Origin of the sequence: Hyphomonas johnsonii MHS-2, from assembly GCF_000685275.1 — a bacterium.
Classification (GTDB): domain Bacteria; phylum Pseudomonadota; class Alphaproteobacteria; order Caulobacterales; family Hyphomonadaceae; genus Hyphomonas; species Hyphomonas johnsonii.
In genome coordinates this window covers 1,018,561-1,038,472 of record NZ_ARYK01000001.1, presented here as the reverse complement: position 1 = coordinate 1,038,472, position 19,912 = coordinate 1,018,561, and the positions used below count along the sequence as shown (strand labels likewise).

Annotated in this window: 17 protein-coding genes; 5 read left to right on the top strand and 12 right to left on the bottom strand. The window is 62.7% G+C overall.

The genetic code is table 11. The features are described 5' to 3' along the window. Positions 1-92: 92 nt before the first annotated feature. The 4 genes from rpmF to HJO_RS04890 all read right to left on the bottom strand — a co-directional run bounded on the left by rpmF (position 93) and on the right by HJO_RS04890 (position 3,743). Entirely contained in the window at positions 93-278 is a 186-nt protein-coding gene (rpmF, locus tag HJO_RS04905; RefSeq protein WP_035614020.1) for a 50S ribosomal protein L32, read from the bottom strand. Between the two features lie 122 nt (positions 279-400). Beyond that, complete coding sequence (locus HJO_RS04900) at positions 401-1,645, bottom strand: dipeptidase (RefSeq protein ID WP_084141474.1); 1,245 nt, start codon at positions 1,643-1,645, stop codon at positions 401-403. A 425-nt stretch (positions 1,646-2,070) separates the two neighbouring features. Next, positions 2,071-2,646, bottom strand: coding sequence for a histidine phosphatase family protein (locus HJO_RS04895; RefSeq protein WP_051618216.1), 576 nt, complete (start codon positions 2,644-2,646; stop codon positions 2,071-2,073). After that, positions 2,646-3,743 (bottom strand): CaiB/BaiF CoA transferase family protein, encoded by a 1,098-nt coding sequence (locus HJO_RS04890; RefSeq protein ID WP_035614582.1) that lies wholly within the window; start codon positions 3,741-3,743, stop codon positions 2,646-2,648. Before HJO_RS04890 ends, HJO_RS04895 begins: the two co-directional genes overlap by 1 nt. A gap of 116 nt (positions 3,744-3,859) precedes the next feature. Between HJO_RS04890 and HJO_RS04885 the strand changes: the two genes are divergently transcribed. Next, on the top strand, positions 3,860-5,107 hold the full coding sequence (locus tag HJO_RS04885) for a nucleotidyl cyclase domain-containing protein (protein WP_035614017.1): 1,248 nt from the start codon (positions 3,860-3,862) through the stop codon (positions 5,105-5,107). On the opposite strand, the gene mfd is transcribed toward HJO_RS04885, so the two are convergent. Together mfd and HJO_RS04875 are read right to left on the bottom strand one after the other, a co-directional pair. Then, entirely contained in the window at positions 5,104-8,565 is a 3,462-nt protein-coding gene (mfd, locus tag HJO_RS04880) for a transcription-repair coupling factor (RefSeq protein ID WP_035614014.1), read from the bottom strand. The two genes, HJO_RS04885 and mfd, sit on opposite strands and share 4 nt — an antisense overlap. Before the next feature lie 48 nt (positions 8,566-8,613). Beyond that, entirely contained in the window at positions 8,614-8,874 is a 261-nt protein-coding gene (locus HJO_RS04875; RefSeq protein WP_035614011.1) for an FAD assembly factor SdhE, read from the bottom strand. 96 nt (positions 8,875-8,970) lie between these two features. Between HJO_RS04875 and recG the strand changes: the two genes are divergently transcribed. Beyond that, positions 8,971-11,040: an ATP-dependent DNA helicase RecG gene (recG, locus tag HJO_RS04870; protein ID WP_035614008.1), complete on the top strand. Its 2,070-nt coding sequence runs from the start codon at positions 8,971-8,973 to the stop codon at positions 11,038-11,040. Here recG and HJO_RS04865 read toward each other — a convergent pair whose 3' ends face one another. After that, on the bottom strand, positions 11,041-11,769 hold the full coding sequence (locus HJO_RS04865; protein WP_051618215.1) for a DUF502 domain-containing protein: 729 nt from the start codon (positions 11,767-11,769) through the stop codon (positions 11,041-11,043). Between the two features lie 46 nt (positions 11,770-11,815). Between HJO_RS04865 and HJO_RS04860 the strand changes: the two genes are divergently transcribed. Genes HJO_RS04860 through HJO_RS04850 form a run of 3 tightly spaced genes read left to right on the top strand, consistent with a single transcriptional unit; the run spans position 11,816 to position 14,089 of the window. Continuing rightward, positions 11,816-12,853, top strand: a complete 1,038-nt coding sequence (locus tag HJO_RS04860; protein ID WP_241764663.1) for a phosphotransferase family protein — start codon at positions 11,816-11,818, stop codon at positions 12,851-12,853. 1 nt (position 12,854) lies between these two features. After that, complete coding sequence (locus tag HJO_RS04855) at positions 12,855-13,238, top strand: DUF6285 domain-containing protein (protein WP_035614004.1); 384 nt, start codon at positions 12,855-12,857, stop codon at positions 13,236-13,238. 26 nt (positions 13,239-13,264) lie between these two features. Continuing rightward, positions 13,265-14,089: a hypothetical protein gene (locus tag HJO_RS04850; RefSeq protein WP_035614002.1), complete on the top strand. Its 825-nt coding sequence runs from the start codon at positions 13,265-13,267 to the stop codon at positions 14,087-14,089. On the opposite strand, the gene maiA is transcribed toward HJO_RS04850, so the two are convergent. From maiA to HJO_RS04825, 5 genes are read right to left on the bottom strand one after another with little or no spacing between them, the layout of a single operon-like run. Beyond that, on the bottom strand, positions 14,086-14,733 hold the full coding sequence (maiA, locus tag HJO_RS04845) for a maleylacetoacetate isomerase (protein ID WP_035613999.1): 648 nt from the start codon (positions 14,731-14,733) through the stop codon (positions 14,086-14,088). The two genes, HJO_RS04850 and maiA, sit on opposite strands and share 4 nt — an antisense overlap. A 14-nt stretch (positions 14,734-14,747) precedes the next feature. Next, on the bottom strand, positions 14,748-16,067 hold the full coding sequence (locus tag HJO_RS04840) for an N-succinylarginine dihydrolase (RefSeq protein ID WP_035613996.1): 1,320 nt from the start codon (positions 16,065-16,067) through the stop codon (positions 14,748-14,750). Continuing rightward, entirely contained in the window at positions 16,064-17,518 is a 1,455-nt protein-coding gene (gene astD / locus HJO_RS04835) for a succinylglutamate-semialdehyde dehydrogenase (RefSeq protein ID WP_035613993.1), read from the bottom strand. The genes HJO_RS04840 and astD overlap by 4 nt, the downstream gene beginning before the upstream one ends. Before the next feature lie 2 nt (positions 17,519-17,520). Beyond that, complete coding sequence (locus tag HJO_RS04830) at positions 17,521-18,561, bottom strand: arginine N-succinyltransferase (RefSeq protein WP_035613990.1); 1,041 nt, start codon at positions 18,559-18,561, stop codon at positions 17,521-17,523. 1 nt (position 18,562) lies between these two features. After that, entirely contained in the window at positions 18,563-19,822 is a 1,260-nt protein-coding gene (locus tag HJO_RS04825) for a hydrolase (protein ID WP_035613987.1), read from the bottom strand. Between the last annotated feature and the right edge of the window lie 90 nt (positions 19,823-19,912).

The window sequence follows — 19,912 nt, the reverse complement described above, 5'->3', positions numbered from 1 at the left end:
GTTTTGTTTGCGTCAGATGTGAAAAGCGCCCCCTGCCGGGTGGCGGGAGGCGCTGAAACCCTTAGTCATGTGCGCGCATTTGCGCAACCTGACTAGATATCGCTCTTCGGTTCGAGCACCTGGCGGCCACGATACACGCCGGTCTTGAGATCGATGTGGTGCGGCCTGCGAAGCTCACCCGACTGGGCGTCTTCGATATAGGTGTTCATCGCAAGCCGGTCGTGCGAGCGGCGCTGACCGCGACGGGACTTGGAAATCTTACTCTTGGGGACTGCCATGACAGGTATCCGGATTGTTGCGCATTTTCAGCGCGTGAAATGGAACCGGCCTCTTACAGACGCCGGCAAGGCTTTGCAAGGCATGAACCTCACCAAACCAGTGAAATGTTCCCGCCCCTGCCCTATTGCGCTGGGGAGGTTTCCTTGTTGGCCTCGGCCTGCTGCAGCACGCGCAGCAAGTTCCCGCTCCATATCTTCTGGATATCCTCTGCGGAATAGCCTTCCGCGAGGAGCCGCTCCGTGACTTTCGGCAGGAAGGATACGTCCTCCATCCCGATGACACCGCCGCCGCCATCCCAGTCGGCGCCCATGCCGACATGGTCCGGCCCGACCAGTTCGAGCGCATGGTTCATGTGCTCCATGAATTTCTCGAAGGTGGAGCGCGGCGGTGGGAAGGCCGCGTCAATCTCTTTCATGCGTGCGATGTACCGGTCTCGGGTCTCGGCATCGGCGGTCGCGATTGTCTCGCCTTCGAATTCGGTCGCCAGCGCGTCGAGGGCCGCCTGCCGCTCAGGTGTCGGCTCCAGCAATTCCAGGTAGCCGCCATAAGCATTGATCTGGATGACGCCGCCATTATCCGCGACTTTCTGCATCAGGGCGTCGTCGACATTGCGCGGGTGGTCATAGATGGCCTTCGCACCCGTGTGTGACAGGATAATCGGTGTCGTCGAGAGTTCGATCATGTCGTCAACTGTCGCATCGGCGGCATGCGAGCCATCGAGGACCATGCCGAGCCGGTTGGCTTCCCGCACAAGCTGCTGGCCCAGCGGGCTGAGGCCGCCATAGTCGTTTGCCGAGAGGTCTGTCGCGCTGTCAGCAAACTGGTTGTCGCGAAAATGGACTGGGCCGATCATGCGAACACCGCGATCGTAGAAGGTCTCGACCATCGAAATATCCGTGCCGAGCGGATAGCTGTTCTCGATGGACTGGAAGACAATCCGTTTGCCCGACGCTGCGATCCGGGCAGCGTCTTCGGCGGTATAGGCGAGTTCGAACGTGTCCGGATGCGCAGCGACCATGGCGTGGATTTCGTCATTCCGCTTGAGGGCGGCAGTCTTTGCCGCCTCATAGGAGGCCGCATCCAGGGGGCCTTGCGGCAGGAACGTCACCCAGAATCCGCCATCAAGTCCGCCGCGCTGCATTTTCGGGAAGTCGACCTGGACTTCACCAAGCTGGGTCGGGTTGTCAGCCATGATATCATAGTCAGGCTTCGAGAAATTGGCGGGCGTGTCGAGGTGGGAATCCATGACGAGCAAGCGCTCATGCAGTTCGGCAGCTGTTTCTGCAGGATCGGGTGCGGCCACGGCCTCGGGAGGCGGCGCCTTGGGCGCACAGGCCACCAGCGCCAGAACTAGCCCGCTCGTCATGATTCGTTTCAATTTCAGCCCTCGCCATCTGTCTCGATTGCGCGACCTTAGCTGCATTATTGTACTGCGCAAGAAAAGGGCCGCCCCGAAGGGCGGCCAGGTAAGCAAGAAGGACGTCGCCCCATCGCCTTGGCAAATAGCCTGGATGGTTCAGGGCCGACATCACGGTTAATAGCGAAGTAAACCTGAACAGAGCCGGGGGGTGGCGTTATGTTCCGTTCAGGTTGATCTGCGGCGCCAAAAATCGCGTGTCACGCGAACTCAGGCGGGTGGCTCGGGTTGGGTGAATATGGCCTCGAGGCTGCGGAGATTCATGCCGTTCTTGAGGTAGTTGGCGGGTGTCAGGTTGACTGCCTTGATCACGCCGCGCTCGATTCTTGTCCGGTTTCCGTTGGCGTCGGGCACAAGGTCGAAGTCGATAATGTTTATGCAGCCTGTATCCTGTTCGAACCGGCGCTGGCACCAAGCGGCGCCCCGACGACAGACGCCAGGACCATGCGGTTGACCACTTCGTGCGCGACGACAAGGGCGCTGGCCCAGTCCGGGCGTGTCAGAAGGTCACTGAGCCCCTCGAGGATCCGATCCAGCGCATCAGCGAATTTCTCGCCACCTGGCAGAAAACAGGCGTCCGGTTCCCCGGCCTGTTCGAACAGGAACGTCATCGTTGCCGCGAGATGTTCAGCGGACTTGAAATCAATATACTGCCCGGACCGAAGCTCACCAAAACGAGGCTCTTCCTCCAGGACCGGCGCGTTTGGATGTTGGGCAAGCACGATCTCTGCCGTCTGCCGGGTGCGGATAAGGCCGGTGCAAATCGCCAGATCGAAATGGACATCCGACAGGGCGACACCGGCAGCCAGGGCTTCCTGTTCCCCCGCCGGGGTCAGCGTGGCAACCGACGGATCACGCGCCATGCGCACGGCTTCGGACGTATAGTCCACGAACCCGTGCCGCATCAGGTAGATCCGGCGCCGTCCGGTGGTGCCCGGAAGGGCGCTCATCAGCGACTCACTTGCCAGTCGCGTAGGATTTCATCCGTATGCTCGCCGACGCCGGCCGGCCGCCGCTGTATTTCGGCGGGCGTGGCGGAGAAGCGGGGGGCTGGTGCCGGCTGGACGACACCCTCAACTTCCACAAAGGTCTTCCGCTCGGCATTGTGCGGGTGGCTTGGCGCTTCGGCCATTGACAGGACGGGCGCAAAGCAGATGTCGGTCCCTTCCATGATGGCGCACCATTCATCCCGGGTCTTGGTTTTGAAGAGTGCCATCAGCTTTGCCTTGAGGCTCCCCCATTTGGAGCGGTCCATCTGCGCCTGGAATTCAGGATCCGTGATGCCGCCCTTTTCAAGGAGCAAGGCATAGAACTGGGGTTCGATGGAGCCGATCGACACCCATTTTCCGTCGCTGCACTCGTAGGTATCGTAGAAGTGCGCGCCACCATCGAGCAGGTTCGATTCGCGCTCGTCGGTCCAGATGCCCATGGCCTTCATGCCGAAGAACATGGTGGAGAGCGATGCGGCGCCATCGGTCATGGCAACGTCGATAACCTGGCCCTCGCCGCCATTCTTCACGTTAACGATGCCGGCCAGGAGGCCCATGGCGAGGTAGAGTGCCCCGCCGCCATAGTCACCGACCAGGTTGAGCGGTGGGCTGGGCCGTTCGTCCTTGCGGCCCATTGCGTGAAGCGCCCCCGTCAGGGCGATGTAGTTGAGGTCATGGCCTGCGGCCTGGGACAGAGAGCCGAACTGGCCCCAACCCGTCATCCGCCCGTAGACCAGCTTTGGACTGCGTGCCAGCACCGCATCCGGCCCGAGGCCGTTGCGTTCCATGACGCCGGGCCGGAACCCTTCAATCAGGCCATCGGCCTTCTCGATGAGTTTCATCGCCACTTCCACGTCTGCCGGGTCTTTCAGATTGAGACTGATCGAGCGCCGCCCGCGGCTCATGACGTCGGCGGCCCGTCCGGGCCGTCCATCGCCCGGGCGATCAATTCGAATCACGTCCGCGCCCATGTCCGACAGCAGCATTCCGCAGAATGGACCGGGTCCAATCCCTGCGAACTCGACAATCTTCACACCATCCAAGGGGCCACTCGCCATCATATTCTCCCAATCTGTACGGCCAGTCGGCCCGGTTTAGCGGAACATTAAGTGTCGGAGGCGCAAAAGCTAGGGGTGTCCCAACGTCGTCCAGACGGCGGCCAAGCGAGTCTCATATGTCTGATCTGTCATATCTCGACCCGCCCATCGAGATTGCGGCGACAAGTCCGCGTCTGGAAATGATCATGTCGCGTTTGCGGTCGGGTGGCATGCGGCCCTACCCTGCCAGTGCGCAAGTGGATTTCAACTCCACAGATCCGTTGCTCGTCGACATTTCGAGCGTGCCACGTGAGGTGATCGCGCGGTGTGCCCGAGCGTGCATGGCCGGGCTCACGCGGCCGCTGGCCGTGCTGGACGTCGCCGAAACCGGACTGGCCCTCACGGACGCGATCACGATCCGTCGCGACCGGGACCTGACCCTCCTGAAGGGGCGCCTGTCAGCGCTGGCGCGGCGGGGTGCGCGGCAGCGGGAATTCGCCATTCGCGCCGAGACGGCCAGCCAGTTTGGCGCCAAGCTGGCCATGACCGACCCGGACGCATCGCCCAGCCTGCTTTACCTGGGCGTGGGCTCTCCCCTGTTCCTGTCGCTGCAAGGGGCGCTGACTTTGCGGGGCGTATCCGTAACGGCCGCGCTGACCCGCAAGACGACCCGCGACTACCTGGCGAGCAAACGCTTTGTGGCCGCTCTCGTGGATGTATCCCGGGCAGACCTGCCGGTGGGCATGGACTTGCCGGACGACCTGCTGGGTGGCGTACCCGTGTTTGCGATCCTGGATCCTGGCGTCGACCTGAACAGCGTGTCAGGGAACCTGGTCGCCTCGGCTGACGAGATCATCGACCTTGCCGGAGACGTCGGGTCGATGGCAACGCAGATCGAGTCGCTCGCGCGGCGCTATCAGGCCGAAATGCCTGTCTTGCCGGGGCCATCACTCACATCAGAAATGACCGATCTCGCGACTGGCCTGCTCTCTCGAAGATTCATCGAAATCCACCTCGCGCGCCAGATGCGCCTTGCCGAACAGTTTGAAACACCGCTGTCGGTGATGACGCTGAAGCTCGGTGGAGACCGAAAGACCGATATTGAAACGCTGAAGGCGCTGAGCAGCTGCCTCAAGCCGATGCTTCGCGATACAGATTCTGCCGCCGTCGTTGCGGCCGGAACGATTGTGGTTTCGATGCCGTCCACGCCTTATCGAGGCGCCGCGCGGCTGGCTGGCCGCATTGCGCTGCAAGTCGCTGCTCACCCGGCGCTATCCGGCCTGGTGCTTAACTGGCGTGTTGTGGAAAAGCGCGCCTACCATACGCCGACGACACTGCTGGGGGCCGGATTGTCAGGCCCGTTCATGCGTCTCGACGCCGCCTAGGCCGCCACGTGGCCTGCGACGGCCTCAAGTTCCTTGAGGAACGCTTTCACGCCGGCGAGACGGCGCTCGGCTTCGCCACCGAGGCCGGAATGCACCAGCTTGGAGTCCGGGCGCAGCTTCAGCGTGCTCGGGCGGGTGCGCACCAGTTCCATCAATCTGGCCGGGTCCATGACGGTGTCGGGCCGGAAGGCAAACACGGCGCCCTTGATGCCGCAATCCAGCCGCGAGATTCCCAGCGCCTTGCACTGAACCTTGATGGCCGTCACTTCCAGCAATTGCCGCGTAGGTTCAGGCAGCGGTCCGAAACGGTCGATCAATTCCGCGGCAAACGATTCGCGTTCCGCCGGGGTGCTGATGTCTGCGAGCCGTCGGTACAGCGACAGGCGGATCGTGAGATCCTCGACATAGTCTTCCGGAATGAGGACGGCGACCCCGAGATTGATCTGCGGCGACCAATCGTCGACCACGTCGTCGCCGTCGTGGGCACCCGCCTGAAGGGCCTTTACGGCGTCCTCGAGCATGGACTGGTAGAGTTCGACACCGACTTCGCGGACCTGGCCGGATTGCTGGTCGCCGAGCAGATTGCCTGACCCGCGCATGTCCAGGTCGTGGCTGGCGAGCTGGAACCCGGCACCCAGAGAGTCGAGTGACTGCAGGACCTTGAGGCGTTTTTCGGCCATCTCGGTGACGATGCGGTCCTTCGGTGTCGTGAAATAGGCGTAGGCGCGCAGCTTCGATCGACCGACACGACCACGCAGCTGGTAGAGCTGGGCCAGGCCGAACATGTCGGCGCGGTGAATGATCAGTGTGTTCGCGCGTGGAATGTCCAGGCCGCTTTCGACGATCGTGGTCGAGAGAAGGACATCATACTTGCCCTCGTAGAACGCGGTCATGATGTCTTCGAGTTCACCTGCCGCCATCTGGCCGTGGGCAACGATGAATGACACTTCGGGCACCTGAGTGGACAGGAACTTTTCGAGCTTGTCGAGATCCTGGATCCGTGGCGCGACGAAGAATGCCTGCCCGCCGCGGTATTTTTCGCGCAGCAGGGCTTCGCGCAACGTGACGGTGTCTTCTTCCGTGATGTAGGTGCGCACAGCGAGGCGGTCGACCGGTGGCGTGGCGATGATGGAGAGGTCGCGGATGCCCGTGAGCGCCATCTGGAGGGTGCGCGGGATGGGGGTTGCTGACAGGGTCAGGACGTGGACATCGGCCTTCAGCTCCTTGAGGCGCTCCTTGTGCTTGACGCCAAAGCGCTGCTCCTCGTCCACGATCAGCAGGCCGAGCCGCTTGAACTCCATCCCCTTGGCCAGCAGTGCGTGCGTGCCGATGACGACGTCGATGCTGCCATCTGCGAGGCCGTCACGGGTTTCGACAGACTCGCGCTGACCGACGAGGCGGGAGAGGTGGCGCACCTTGAGGGGCCAACCCGCGAAGCGTTCGGTAAAGGTCTTGTAGTGCTGGCGGGCGAGCAGCGTGGTCGGTGCGATCACGGCGACCTGCTTTCCGCTCATGGCTGCCATGAAGGCAGCGCGCAGGGCGACTTCGGTCTTTCCGAAACCGACATCACCGCAGACGAGGCGGTCCATCGGCTTGCCGGACGCAAGATCGCTCAAAACGTCCTCGATGGCATTCAACTGGTCATCAGTTTCCTCGTAAGGGAACCGGGCGGCGAATTCCTCATACAGCCCCTGCCCCGCCGCGAGTGCGTCGGCGCGCTTCAGCGCACGGGCCGCAGCAATCGCCATCAACTCGGCCGCCATTTCGAGGATACGCTTCTTGGCCTTGGCCTTGCGCGTTTGCCAGCCAGCGCCTCCCAACCGGTCGAGTTGACTGTCGGAGTCCTCAGACCCGTACCGGCTGATGAGATCGATGTTCTCGACCGGCAGGAAAATCATGTCTCCGCCGGCATATTCAAGCTGGAGACAGTCGTGGGGCGCGCCGGTGACGTCGAGTGTCTTCAGGCCGATATACCGGCCGACGCCGTGGTCAACGTGGACCACGAGGTCGTCCTGGGACAGTGCTGCGGCGTCAGTGATATAGCTGGCGGATTTCCGCTTCCTGCGCGGCCCGGCCAGGCGGTCACCCAGAATGTCCGCCTCGGAGATGACTGCGATCTCCGGCGATACGAAGCCGGATTCGAGCGGCAGTTCGACAACCGTGAAATCAGTCTTGCGGGCGGCTTCGAGCGTGTGAACCTGCGCGAGGTTTGGCAGCCCGTGGTCCGCCATGACGTTGATCAGGCGATCTGCCGAGCCTGTCGACCAGGCCGCCAGCACGACGGGTTTTCCCGACGCGTAGAGGGCACGCGCGTGAGCGATCGTCACCTCGAACACGTTCTCGTCCGCCCGCAGGCGCTCTGGCGCGAAGTCCCGGCCGATCCGGGCGCCAATGTCGTATGCGCCGCCCGTCGCTTCGGCCGGGCTGAACCGGACAACGGCATGCGTCGCCAATTGCTGCTCGAGGTCCGGCGTTTCAAGGTACAGCGCGCTGGGTTCCAGAACCTTGGCCCTGTGCGGGTCACCGTCGGCGGCCTCAAGGCGCGCCGTATAATAGTCCAGTGCCTGCGCGAGGCGCTCTGCGGCCGCTTCGCCCGCCAGGTGCCCGAACCCGATCAGGCAATCCGGCCCGACATAGTCGAACAGGGTCTGGAGATGGTCATGGAACAGCGGCAACCAGGCTTCAACACCCTGGCGACGGATCGACGCGCGGGCCGATTCGTACATCTGGTCGCCGGATGGCGGGCCGAATGTGGCGAGGTAGCGTTCACGGAAAACGCTGAGAATGTCATCATCGAAGAGGAGTTCGCTGACGGGCGCGAAAGCGACCGAGTTGGCATCCCCGGTGGATCGCTGGGTTTCGGTATCGAAGGTTCGCAGCGTTTCCAGCGCGTCCCCGAAGAAATCCAGGCGATACGGTTCGCCAGCCGTCGGCGGGAATATGTCGATGATCCCGCCGCGAATGGCAAACTCGCCCTGCTCGCGGACGGTGCTGGCCCGCACATAGCCGTTCATCGACAGGTAGTCCGTCAGGTCCTTCTGGCTGACAGTGTGTCCTGTCGAAACGGAAAAGGAGGCCCGCCGCATTGTCGACACGGGCGGAACACGCTGCACGATGGAGGTCGCGGTCGTGATGACCAGCAGTGGCCCCTGCGCGGCATCGTAGCGCGCAAGGCGCGCCAGACCGGCGCAGCGGCGTGCGGCGACACCGGGCGTCGGGCTGATGCGGTCATAGGGCAGCGTGTCCCACCCCGGCAGCTCGATGCAATCGAGTCGGGGCGCAATGAACTGGGCGAGCCGGCGGGCCGTGCTCGCCACCTTGTCATCACGGGCGACGTAGAGTCCGACTCCGCCACGCGCCGACAGAGCGCCGCAAAACGCGATCATGTCGGCACCAAACGGTGCGCCAGCAAAGCTGGCAGGGCCGCTCAGGGATTTGAGAAGGTCAACGGGAGTCATCCTGACCCTTGGGATAGCGTGGGTTGCGTGGATACGCGGTCGAAAGGATCAACCGGCCTGCGCGGCGTAGCGGAAAGCGATCAACTGGTCCAGCACCGGACCCCGTTGATTGTCAGGGATGGGCGTTTGCCCGATCAGCCATGCATAAACTTCCCAGTCCGGCACGATGAGCAGGCGTTCGAACTCGTCGAGCTCACTTTCACCAAAGGCGGCGATGTGCTTGTCGGCGAAGGATCCCATCAGGAGATCCATTTCCCGGAAGCCGCGGCGCCAGGCCCGGAATTTCAGTTTCCGCTTTCTCGTTTCCATGACGTGCTCCGCTGGCTTTCAGAGAGGGATACAGGCGTCTGGCAGGGTTCGCAAACTTGCATTGTACACACGAGCGGGCCCGCCTAGTCTTTGCTGATGCGGGATGAGCGACTGTTTCCACTCTTTGCGGGCCTCGAGACGCTGACGGGCGTCGGCCCGAAGCTGAAGCCCGTGCTCGAACGACTTGTGGACGGCGAAGCGGTTTGGGACCTGTTGCTGCACCTGCCCGAGCGATGGGTCGACCGGCGCGTCCGTGACAGTTTCGACCAGATCGTTTTTGGCGAAGTCGCGACCGTGCGGGGCGAAGTCCACGCCTATCACGCGCCCTATTCCGACAAGGCCCCCCATCGAATCCAGCTGTTTGACGGGACAGGGTTCCTGACTGTCGCCTTTTTCCGGGCTGACGGACGCTGGCTTCAGGGCCAGTTCCCGCTGGGCGCCACACGGATCGTGTCCGGGCGAATCGAGGATTTCAAGGGTGAGCGCCAGATGACCCATCCCGACTATATCGTCGATCCGGCCCGAGGTGAGCCGCCACCCGAAGTGGAGCCGATCTACCCGCTGACGGCCGGCCTGACGAACAAGCGGGTTCATGGCTTTGCGCTGCAGGCCTTGTCGGCTGTACCGGATGACCTGCCGGAATGGGGAGACGCGCACCTGGTGGCGCAACGCGGGTGGGTTGGGTTCAAGGCGGCGCTGCAGGGGCTGCACAACCCCCTCGAGTATGACGAAGAGGCGTTCCAGCGCGCGCGTGACCGGCTGGCCTATGACGAGGCCCTCGCACGTGAGTCCGCGTTCGCATTGGCGCGGGCCAGCCGCAAGCGCCGGATCGCTGCATCCGTCCCCAAGGCCCCCTTGGCGCAGGGGCGGCTTGCGCGGACGCTGCCCTATCGCCAGACCGGGGCGCAGGTACGGGCGGTGGCAGAGATAGCCGAAGACATGGCGAGCCAGTCTCCGATGCGGCGCATGCTGCAGGGGGATGTCGGGGCGGGCAAAACGCTGGTGGGCGCGATGGCAGCTGTGCAGGCGGCGGCAGGCGGATTCCAGACAGCGTTCATGGCGCCCACCGAAGTGCTTGCGCGCCAGCAATACGAGACGCTGGACAAGCTGCTCTCGCCGCTCGGCTATTCCGTGGCGGCGCTGACTGGCCGGGACAAGGGCGCGGCCCGCGAAGGCACGCTGCTGGGATTGGCGGACGGGACCATCCAGGTCGTCGCCGGAACACACGCACTCTTCCAGGAGTCGGTATCGTTCCAGAATCTCGGGCTGATCATCGTCGACGAACAGCACCGTTTCGGCGTGCAGGACCGGATGCGCCTGGTCGGCAAGGCCACATCGCCGCACATGCTGGTCATGAGCGCCACACCCATTCCCCGAACGCTGGCGCAGACCGTTCATGGCGACCTTGACGTCACCATCCTGGACGAGAAGCCGGAAGGCCGCAAACCCGTCGAGACACGTGCCATCCCCGACACACGGATCGATGATGTCGTGGAGGCGGTCGGTCGCGCGGTCGAGCGGGGCGAGCAGGCCTTCTGGGTCTGCCCGAAGGTGGACGTGGATGATGACGATTCCACAGCTGTTGGCCGGCATGCAGCGCTGAAAGACCGGCTGGCCGTTCCTGTCGGCCTGGTGCACGGACGGATGAAGCCAGCTGACAAGGATAGTGCGCTGGAAGACTTCCGGTCCGGGCGAACAAAGATTCTTGTCGCCACGACCGTGATCGAAGTGGGTGTCGACGTTCCCGAGGCGACCATCATGGTGATTGAGCGGGCTGAGGGCTTTGGCCTGGCCCAATTGCACCAGCTGCGCGGGCGTGTCGGACGCGGTGACCGCGACTCGTTCTGCCTGTTATTGTATCGCCCTCCGCTTGGCGACATGGCGCGCGAGCGGCTGGAAACGCTGCGCAGCACGGATGACGGGTTTGAAATCGCCGAGGCCGATTTCAAACTGAGGGGCCCAGGCGACATGCTGGGCCTGCGTCAGGCCGGCGCAACCGATTACCGGATCATCGACCTGTCGAGGCACGCCGACCTGCTGGAGATCGCAAAGAAGGACACAAGCGCTGTCGTCGAGGGCGATCCGGATCTGGCCGGTCCGCGTGGTCAGGCGCTCAGGCTGGTGCGCGAGTTGTTGACTCCGCGCGTGGCCAGCAGCGCAGGCTGATCATTTGCCGACGATGGTGCGGTTTCGGGAGCCTGATCCGCCTTCCGGTTTCGCGGCCGGCGGAAATTCCGGAACGACCAGGCCCGCCGACAGGATCATCTTGGCGCCCTCTTCGACCGTCATGCCGAGGCGGATGACTTCCTTTGCATGGACATACATCAGGAAGCCCGAGGTCGGGTTTGGCGTCGTCGGCACGAAAATGCCGAGAAACTCATGGCCGAGGGCCGCACCGATCTCTCCCCTAGCCGCCGAAGACACAAAGCCGAGGCACCACGTGCCGGGCTTCGGATACTCGATCAGGACAACTTCGCTGAACTGGTCGGTATTGTCCTTCGCGAACACTTCAACGAGCTGCTTGAAGGCGGAATAGAGCGAGCGGACAATCGGAACCCGGCTGAGGACGCGGTCACCGATTCCCACAACCGAGCGGCCGATCAGGTTGGTTGTGATCGCACCGAGGATTGTCAGGAAGACAACGAGCACGATCAGGCCAAAGCCCGGGACAGCATATTTCAGGTAGGTTTCCGGATTCAGGGCCGCAGGAATCAGCGGCACGACGCGCTTGTCGATTTCCCCAATCAGGAACTGGAGGATGAGGAATGTGACCGCGATCGGCGCCGCGATGACCATGCCTGCGAAAAAACGGCCTCGCAGCCAGCCGAACAAGCTTTGTGTCGGCGGGGCCTCCCCCGGCAATCTGCCCATATCCGGGTCTTTCTTGCGAGCCATTCAGTATCTCCGATTATTCTATCGCTGCGTTCCTCAAGGTAAGACCTTGGCGAGTCACATCTTCCGCGCGATTGTGGCGAAGATGGGAAGTGCAGACCACATTGAAAAGGCCCTCGAGCGATGGGCCAAGGGCCTTTTCGGCCCTAAATCCCGTATTGAGGCACTCAAACGCCTGTCTGGCGGTGCCAGCCAGGAAACCTGGGCCTTCGAAGTCTCCGGAGTGGGCACCAGCCGCAGGCTGATTCTCAGGCGGGCACCGGGCGGCGTTGCGATGGCGCGGTCATCGGAAGCGGTGTCCCTGGCGACAGAGGCGGCCCTTCTGGCTGCGGCAGCCACGGCTGGTGTGCCAGTTCCCGCCGTTCTTGGCGTATCTGATCCCGGCACCGATCTCGGCGAAGCGTTCATCATGGAACGAATCGATGGCGAGACGCTCGGGCGGAAAATCCTTCGGGATGATGCCTATGCGCCAGCGCGGCCTGTGCTGGCTGCGCAGTGTGGACGGGCGCTTGCTGGCATTCATGCTGCGGACCTGGCCTCCTTGCCGGCCCTGCCCCACAGCAACGGGCTGGACCAGATCAACAAGTATGAGGCGATCTATCGGGCATTCGACCTGCCTCGGCCGGTGTTTGAACTGGCCCTCGCCTGGTTGAAAGCCAATCCGCCAGCGCCGCAGCCTGCAGTTCTGGTGCATGGGGATTTCCGGCTCGGCAACCTGATTGTTGCGCCAGAGGGCTTGGCGTCGGTCCTGGACTGGGAACTCGCGCATGTGGGTGACCCGCGCGAGGATATTGCCTGGATCTGCGTCAATTCGTGGCGGTTCGGCCAGATCGAGAACAGGGTTGGCGGGTTTGGAGACCTCGATTCCCTGCTGGACGCCTATGCCGAGGCCGGTGGTGTTCGGTTCGATACCCGACAGATCGACTGGTGGGAGACGCTCGGAAGCCTGAAATGGGGCATCATGTGCATGATCATGTATGAAGCATTCCGCTCGGGTGCAGATGCCAGCGTGGAGCGCGCAGCGATCGGCCGGCGCGTTTCGGAAACCGAGATCGACCTGCTGAACCTGCTCGAAAAGGTGTCCTGAGATGCACGATGCGCCCTCTCCTGCCGAACTGATCTCTGCCGTAAAGTCCTTCATCGACGATACTGCCGCGCCGCAGCTGACTGGCCACGCGGCATTTTATGCACGGGTGGCCTCGAATGTTCTCTCGACATTGTTGCGGGAAATCGAGCAGAGGCCTGCGGCAGAGGCAGAAGAACTTGCTGGCCTAAAGGCACTCCTGGGCACCCAGGCGGGCGATTCCATTCAATCCCTGAACAGGACTCTGTGCGAACAATTGCGGACCGGATCGATGTCAATCAGCACGCCGGGCTTGCTGGAACATCTCAAAACTACCACAATCGCCCAGTTGTCTATCGACCAGCCTCAATATTCCGGCCTCAAAGCGGCGCGCGCCCCGCGCAGTTGAAGGCCTTCAATCGTGCAGGGATACCCATGAAACGATTGCTTCTCGTCTTCACGATCCTTGTTGCCCTGGGAATCGGCCTCGGCCCATGGGCGTACCGAACCTTTTTCGACCAGCGTCCCGCCATGGCCTTGCCGGCATTCGATTATCGCGCGCTGGATAGTTGGGCAGCCACGCCGGCGGAGGTTCCGCCAGCGGTGTGGATGGGCGGATGGGGCGTTGACGTGTTCCTGGTCGGACCGAAGCAGGACCTCGCGGCCAAATCCGAATCCGAGCTTTCACGTGATGTCGAACGGGCCCGCCACCAGGCAGGAGGCCTGTCTCAGGAACTTGCGCCGGTTGGCCCTGTCTATGCCCCACTTTATCGGGCCGGAGAGTCGGCGCCCGATCTCGCCGCAGCGTTCAAGAATTACCTCGATACCCACAATCGTGGCCGGGCTTTCGTGATCGCCACGGAGCACCCCCTGCCCGCCTCCATGCTGCGTGAGCTGGAAACTGACGCTGCCTTGAGAGAGCGATTTGGCGGGTTTCTCAGACTCACCCGGCCGAAGGGTGACAGTGCCCAGTTCCAGGCCGTGGCGTCCGGCGCAGGCATTGCGCCCTTCTGTCCTGAACGCCTGACGGGAGACGCGTGCCAGCCGATTGTCGAAATCGGGCGCCAGGATGGAAATATCATCGTGACCGAACCCGCACCGATCGGAGGAGAACAGCTGGCTGCCTTCCCCGACTGGCTGGAAGCGAATGTTGCGAAAACAGCCGAACCGTTGGGGGCGCTCGAGGAAGTCGAGATCATCGACATTCGCAGGCCCGGCGAAACAGACGAGCAACTGGAAGCCCGTGGTGAAGAGAACTAAGTGGCGGGTCTTGCCTGGTTCTCGGGCGCGGCGCGGATAAAGGCATCGAGCTGCCGTGCTGCGGCATCTATTTCAACGAGCCGCGGAAATTCCGACAAATCCAGGTCAAACCGGCGGGCATTGGCGACCTGAGGCACAAGCGCAATTTCAGCAAACGTCGGGCGGTCGCCGAAGAGAAATGGCGTCCGGGGCAAATCGGCAACCGTGAGTTCCAGCGCCGTAAACCCGCGCCGTATCCAGTCCTGGTACCATCGGGTAACGGCCGCATCATCTGCCTGGAAGTCAGTACGCAGCGCGCTCAGCACGGAAAGATTGTTGAGTGGGTGGATGTCACAGGCAATCACGTTGGCAAAGGCCCGTGACCGAAGGCGGTCCAGCGGCGATTCCGGCAATAGCGACGGGCCCGGAAGCGTTTCCTCCATCCATTCCATGATCGCCATCGACTGGCCGATAACATGACCATCCACAATGATCGCCGGGACGCGCATCTGCGGGTTCATGGTCGCGTAGGACTCGGCAAACTGCTCGTCCTTGCCCGGGGCAATATTGATCGGAATGCTTTCGTAGGCGGCGCCCTTCAGGTTGAGCGCAATGCGTACGCGATAGGCCGCCGATGATCGCCAGTAATCGTAGAGTGTGATCAACTTCCTGCTCCGTTCTAGGCCAGCGCGTCGAGATCGAGGACCGCCAGGAGGCTTTCGCGGGCTTGCCGGCATTCGTCAGCGAAGGCGGGGTCTGCGAGATCTGCGGGTGCAAGGCGATCACGATAGGATGCGCGCACCACATCCTGCAGTTCGTCGATCGCGGCTTCATCGAGCAGGACACCCTGATGGCACGCGTCGATTTCAGCCGCTGTCATGACGACGCGCAGTCTCAGGCAGGCCGGGCCACCTCCATTGCGCATCGACTGGCGGACGTCGACATAGTCGACGCGCCCGATCGGGCCATTGCCGCTGACCATGGCGTCGCAGAACGAGCGAGTGGATTCCATTTCCTGCGTCTCGAGTGGCGCGACCAGGACCAGACGGTCTTCCCCGGGAAACTTCAGCAGCTGCGAATTGAACAGATAAGACCTGATGGCATCCTGGATCGGCACCGCCGAGTCGGGGACCATGAGCGGCTTGAAATCGAACAGGTCACCGGCGGCAGCCCGGATCGCAGCCAGAGTCTCTTCGGCGTTCTCAAATGCAAGCTCATGGAAGAACAATGTGTCGAGCGCGCCGACTGCCACAACATCATTGTGGAACGCACCGGCATCGATCGCAGCCCGCGACTGGCGGGCGTAGACAGTTCGAGCCGGGTCGAGGCCATGGCCGCGCGCAATGGACTCGCTCGCCAGGCGTGTCTGGCGGGCCGGGAATCCGATCAGGCTTTCGCCCGCCATGCGCCCGAACACGAAAAGTTCAACGCCCGCAGACCCATGCTCTGCACACAGACGGACATGATTGGCTGCGCCCTCGTCGGCAAAGTCCTGATGCATCGGCAAGGCCGCGTGCAAACCGAAACGGGCTTCGTCATGAAAGATCGAGACCAGCGTCGCAGTCGTGTCGGGATGCTCGAGGCTGCGGTGCAGCATGGTGGACAGGTTGGCGGTGGTGAGGTGAAGCCGGCCATCGCTGGTGTCGGCGGATGGCGACACCGTGGCGGCGTTGGCGGTCCACATGCTGCTGGCTGAATAGGCGGCCTTCAAGAGGTGGGGCGCCTGTTGCGCCGCGGCCGCGATGATCTGCGAGTCGCTTCCCGTGAAGCCTGCTGACACCAGCAAGTCAAAATTGGGCCGGGGCAACGGTGGAATTATGCCTTGCACCAGACCGGCGCGCAGCATGGTCCGCATCTTTTCGAGACCTTGCAGCGCTGCTTCACGCGGGTTCGAAATGTCTCCGGCATTCTTCCCGCTGGCAAGGTTGCCGTCTGAAAGACCGCCATAATTATGGGATGGTCCGATCAGGCCATCGAAATTGACTTCGTGGGCCGTCACTTCGGGAAGCCCTGAGCGGTCATGCGCACAGCAGTATCGGACACCTGGCTCGCCTGGGGCCAGGCACAGTAATCTGCTGCGTAATAGGCACCGGGACGGAAATTTCCGGACAGGCCGGGGCCGCCGAACGGCATTGCACCACTGGCGCCGGCGGTCGGCCGGTTCCTGTTCAGGATGCCTGCACGCATCTGCTGATGCGCCTGAACCCAGCGGGCGTCGTCGTCACAGACGAGGCCGCCCGAGAGGCCGTAACGGGTCGCGTTTGCCCGGGTGATTGCCTCATCGAAGGATTTGACCCGGATGACCTGCATCAAAGGACCAAAGAGTTCCTCATCGGGGATATGATGAGCGTCCGTGACGTCGATCACGCCAGCAGTGACAAACCCGCCACCGCGATCCATCCGTTTCAGACGGCGCAGGGGCTTTCCCCCAGCCTTGGAGAGCATCATCTGGAAATCGGTCGCGGCAGCAGCGGCATCTTCCGATACCAGCGGCCCCATGAATATGTCTTCTTCGTCCCAGGCGCCGATCTTCAGCTTTTTAGCCCGCGCGACGATGGCGTCGACAACCGCGTCACCGAAAGCCCCCTCCGGAAGAATGACCCGGCGAGCGCATGAACAACGCTGCCCCGTGGTGAGGAACGCGGACTGCGCCGCAATGTCCGCCGCCGCATCGACGTCGGCAGGATCCCATATGATCAGCGGGTTGTTGCCGCCCATTTCGAGGGCAAGCATGACTTCCGGTCGACCCGCAAAGTGCTTGTGGAAGGCCACACCGGTTTTGGCCGAACCGGTGAACAGGAGTCCGTTGATGGGGGCGTTCAAGAGTGCGCCACCCGTCTCACGTCCGCCATGCACGATGTTGAGACATCCGGGTGGCAGGCCCGCCGCTTCAAACGCGTCCGCGAGGATGGCGGCGACGCCCGGCGCCTGCTCGGATGGTTTGAAGACACACGTATTCCCCGCGAGCAGCGCTGGAACGATATGGCCGTTCGGCAGGTGACCCGGAAAATTGAATGGACCAAACACGGCCATGACGCCGTGCGGCCTGTGCGTGAGATGCGCCGAACCGAATGCGGCGCTTTGGTATTTCGATCCGGCGCGCTCAACCTGGGCTGCGACCGAAACGGCGACCTTGGCCTTTATGGTGGCGGCTTCGCCCCGGGAATCCCACAGCGCCTTTCCCATGTCGCGACTGATCGTCGTCGCGATGGCATCGGCACGCTTGCCGACCTCGTCAGCATACCTTTCCAGCACGGCTGTGCGGTCGCCCTGTGGCAGGTGCGCCCAATGGCCAAATGCATCGCGCGCCGACTTGACCGCTGCGTCCACTTCGGAGGCATCCGCCCCCTGCCCGTCCCAGACAACTTCACCCGTGGCCGGGCACCTGTTGGTGAAACGCTCTCCGTTTCCGCTCGACCATTTGCCGTCGATATAGACGCCGTCTGCCATGTTCAGCTCCGTAACCAGACGCGCGCTTCGGCGCCTCTTTTCAATTGAAGTGCTTCGATTGTTGCCGGGTCGATCGTCGCGACGTTTCCATCTTCCGACATCAGCACTTCTGCCAGTGAGGCGCGGAAATCGGGCAAGGAATTGGTCGCGGCAAGCCCCTGGCGGGTCGCTGGGTCGCCCGCCACACGTCCGGGCTCCAGTGTCACGACGCGGCTTTCCTGGATCGTCCGGATATGTCGCCGCTGTGCGGCCACGAGAGGTCCGCCATCAAAAATATCGACAGTGCGATCAAACTGGAAGCCTTCCCACTGGAGCAGCTTGTAGGCGCCGACGCCGTCAGAGTGGCAGCGGCCAATCACTTCTCTCGCTTCGGGAGGCAGCAGGTCGACATAGATCGGATACTTGGGCATCAGGTCGACAATGAACTGGTTGTCGGTAGTGGCCGAGAGCCTGTCTGCTTCCGTGAAATCCATGCGGAAGAAATGCCGGCCGAGGCATTCCCAGAACTCCGAACGCCCCTTGTCGTCCACAACGCCGCGGAGTTCTGCGAGGACATGATCGCTGAAGCGGTCCGGTGCTGCAGCCATGAGGAGGTAGCGCGACTGCGCCGCAAGGCGCCCCGCCCCGCCGCCTCGGTGCTCGGGTTTCAGGAACAGCGTGCCGACCTCGGTGTAGCCGACATATTCATTGGTCAGGATCAACGCATCCATATCAAAGCGCATATTGCCAGCAGCGTGACTTGCCTGCGCGAGGGTGATGACCCGATAATTGAAGAATGGCTGGTCGATCCCGGTACCCGCCTTGACGGCCGAACATCCGACAACTTCGCCCGTGTCCAGGTGCTCCATCATCAACAGGTACTTGCCGTAGTCGATGCGCTTCTGTCGCCCGGAGAAGGCGCGTTCCGACTTCTCGAGACGCTCCTTCAGGATGCCCTCATCGACAGGCAGGCTGGTGAAGCCCGGGCCGGACAGCTGCGCCAATTGCAGCAGCGCGTCGAAGTCGTCGAGCCGCGATGGACGCATGACGTAGTTTGCCGCCATGTCAGTGCTCCATCATCGCCTTGATACGGGCTCCGTCGAGACGCCCGTCTGCGAGTCGATTGAGCAACAATGCCGACAGGATAGCGCGCTCTGCGAAGCTCTCCACGACCACGAATTCCTCATTGGAATGAATGCGACCGCCGCGGACACCCAATGTATCGACATTGGGCACGCCGGCAGCGAAAATATTGTTTCCTTCACAGACGCCACCCGTGTCGATGAATTCGAGATCGAGGCCGATCGACTGGCCGGTCGCGTGGACGGCATCGAAAAGGGCTTGCTGCGCGGCGTTGCGGGGCTTTGGTGGCCGGTAGAATCCGCCATGGAGGTGCCCGGTGATGCCATCTCTCGCGGTTGCGCGGTCTAACAGGCGCTGCACCTGGCTGACCGTCCAGTCGGCTGCTGCGCCATCCGGGGCACGTGCGCCAAACCTGACGATCGCCAGTTGAGGCACGATATTGACCGGACTTCCGCCATCGATGCTGCCGACATTCACGGTGACGCCATCGCGCGCGCCGTTCAGGGATTCCAACCCGACCACCAGTTCGGCGGCGGCCTCGAGCGCGCTGCGCCCCTCCTCTTTTGCCCGTCCGGCGTGGGCGGCCTTACCATGGAGGACAATGTCGAATACGGCCGAACCCTTGCGGCCGCCTGACATGGCACCCGTATCCATGGCCGGCTCATAGGTCATGCCGATATGGGCGCCGGCGCGGGCTGCTTCAGTCAATGACGGCGCGCTTGCCAGGTTCCCGATCTCTTCATCGGGTGTCACGACGATCTGGTAGCCGAGCCGGTCCTTGAGAGGGCCTGCCTCGAACGCCTTGAGGGCTTCGAGCATGACACACAGCCCGCCTTTCATGTCAGCCAGTCCCGGGCCGTTGAGGCGCCCATCACCCAAGTCGGTGACGCCTTCGAAAGTGCCGGGCGGAAACACGGTGTCATAGTGCCCGGAAAGGACGACCTGAATGGGCGCTGCAGGGCGGGACGACACGCGGAGAATGGGGCCGGTGTGGATCGTCTCAACCTGCCCTTTGGCGTCGATCGATTCGAATCCGGGTGCCTCGGCGAGTCGCACATCGGCATCAAGCTCCGAGAACGCATCCGCAAGATGGCCGGAAAACGCCTTCAGCCCTGAAACATTCCAGCTGCCTGTGTTCATGTCGGACCAGGCACGGGTTCGCGCCTGCATGGAGGGCGCTTCAGACAGGAGGCGTTCGCGTGACGCCTCGTCTTCGGGTGACAGTTTGGACAAGTCGTTCATGCTCACTTGGTTTCATAGGAAGCGAAACTGGGCAAGCCTGTCGATACGGTCAGCACAAACAAAAACGGCCCGGCAATTTGCCGGGCCGTC

Bases quoted from the DNA above. Each gene is read 5' to 3' on its own strand.
- rpmF (WP_035614020.1), bottom strand. From the start codon at position 278: ATGGCAGTCCCCAAGAGTAAGATTTCCAAGTCCCGTCGCGGTCAGCGC.
- HJO_RS04900 (WP_084141474.1), bottom strand. From the start codon at position 1,645: ATGACGAGCGGGCTAGTTCTGGCGCTGGTGGCCTGTGCGCCCAAGGCG.
- HJO_RS04895 (WP_051618216.1), bottom strand. From the start codon at position 2,646: ATGAGCGCCCTTCCGGGCACCACCGGACGGCGCCGGATCTACCTGATG.
- HJO_RS04890 (WP_035614582.1), bottom strand. From the start codon at position 3,743: ATGGCGAGTGGCCCCTTGGATGGTGTGAAGATTGTCGAGTTCGCAGGG.
- HJO_RS04885 (WP_035614017.1), top strand. From the start codon at position 3,860: ATGTCTGATCTGTCATATCTCGACCCGCCCATCGAGATTGCGGCGACA.
- mfd (WP_035614014.1), bottom strand. From the start codon at position 8,565: ATGACTCCCGTTGACCTTCTCAAATCCCTGAGCGGCCCTGCCAGCTTT.
- HJO_RS04875 (WP_035614011.1), bottom strand. From the start codon at position 8,874: ATGGAAACGAGAAAGCGGAAACTGAAATTCCGGGCCTGGCGCCGCGGC.
- recG (WP_035614008.1), top strand. From the start codon at position 8,971: ATGCGGGATGAGCGACTGTTTCCACTCTTTGCGGGCCTCGAGACGCTG.
- HJO_RS04865 (WP_051618215.1), bottom strand. From the start codon at position 11,769: ATGGCTCGCAAGAAAGACCCGGATATGGGCAGATTGCCGGGGGAGGCC.
- HJO_RS04855 (WP_035614004.1), top strand. From the start codon at position 12,855: ATGCACGATGCGCCCTCTCCTGCCGAACTGATCTCTGCCGTAAAGTCC.
- HJO_RS04850 (WP_035614002.1), top strand. From the start codon at position 13,265: ATGAAACGATTGCTTCTCGTCTTCACGATCCTTGTTGCCCTGGGAATC.
- astD (WP_035613993.1), bottom strand. From the start codon at position 17,518: ATGGCAGACGGCGTCTATATCGACGGCAAATGGTCGAGCGGAAACGGA.
- HJO_RS04830 (WP_035613990.1), bottom strand. From the start codon at position 18,561: ATGGCGGCAAACTACGTCATGCGTCCATCGCGGCTCGACGACTTCGAC.
- HJO_RS04825 (WP_035613987.1), bottom strand. From the start codon at position 19,822: ATGAACGACTTGTCCAAACTGTCACCCGAAGACGAGGCGTCACGCGAA.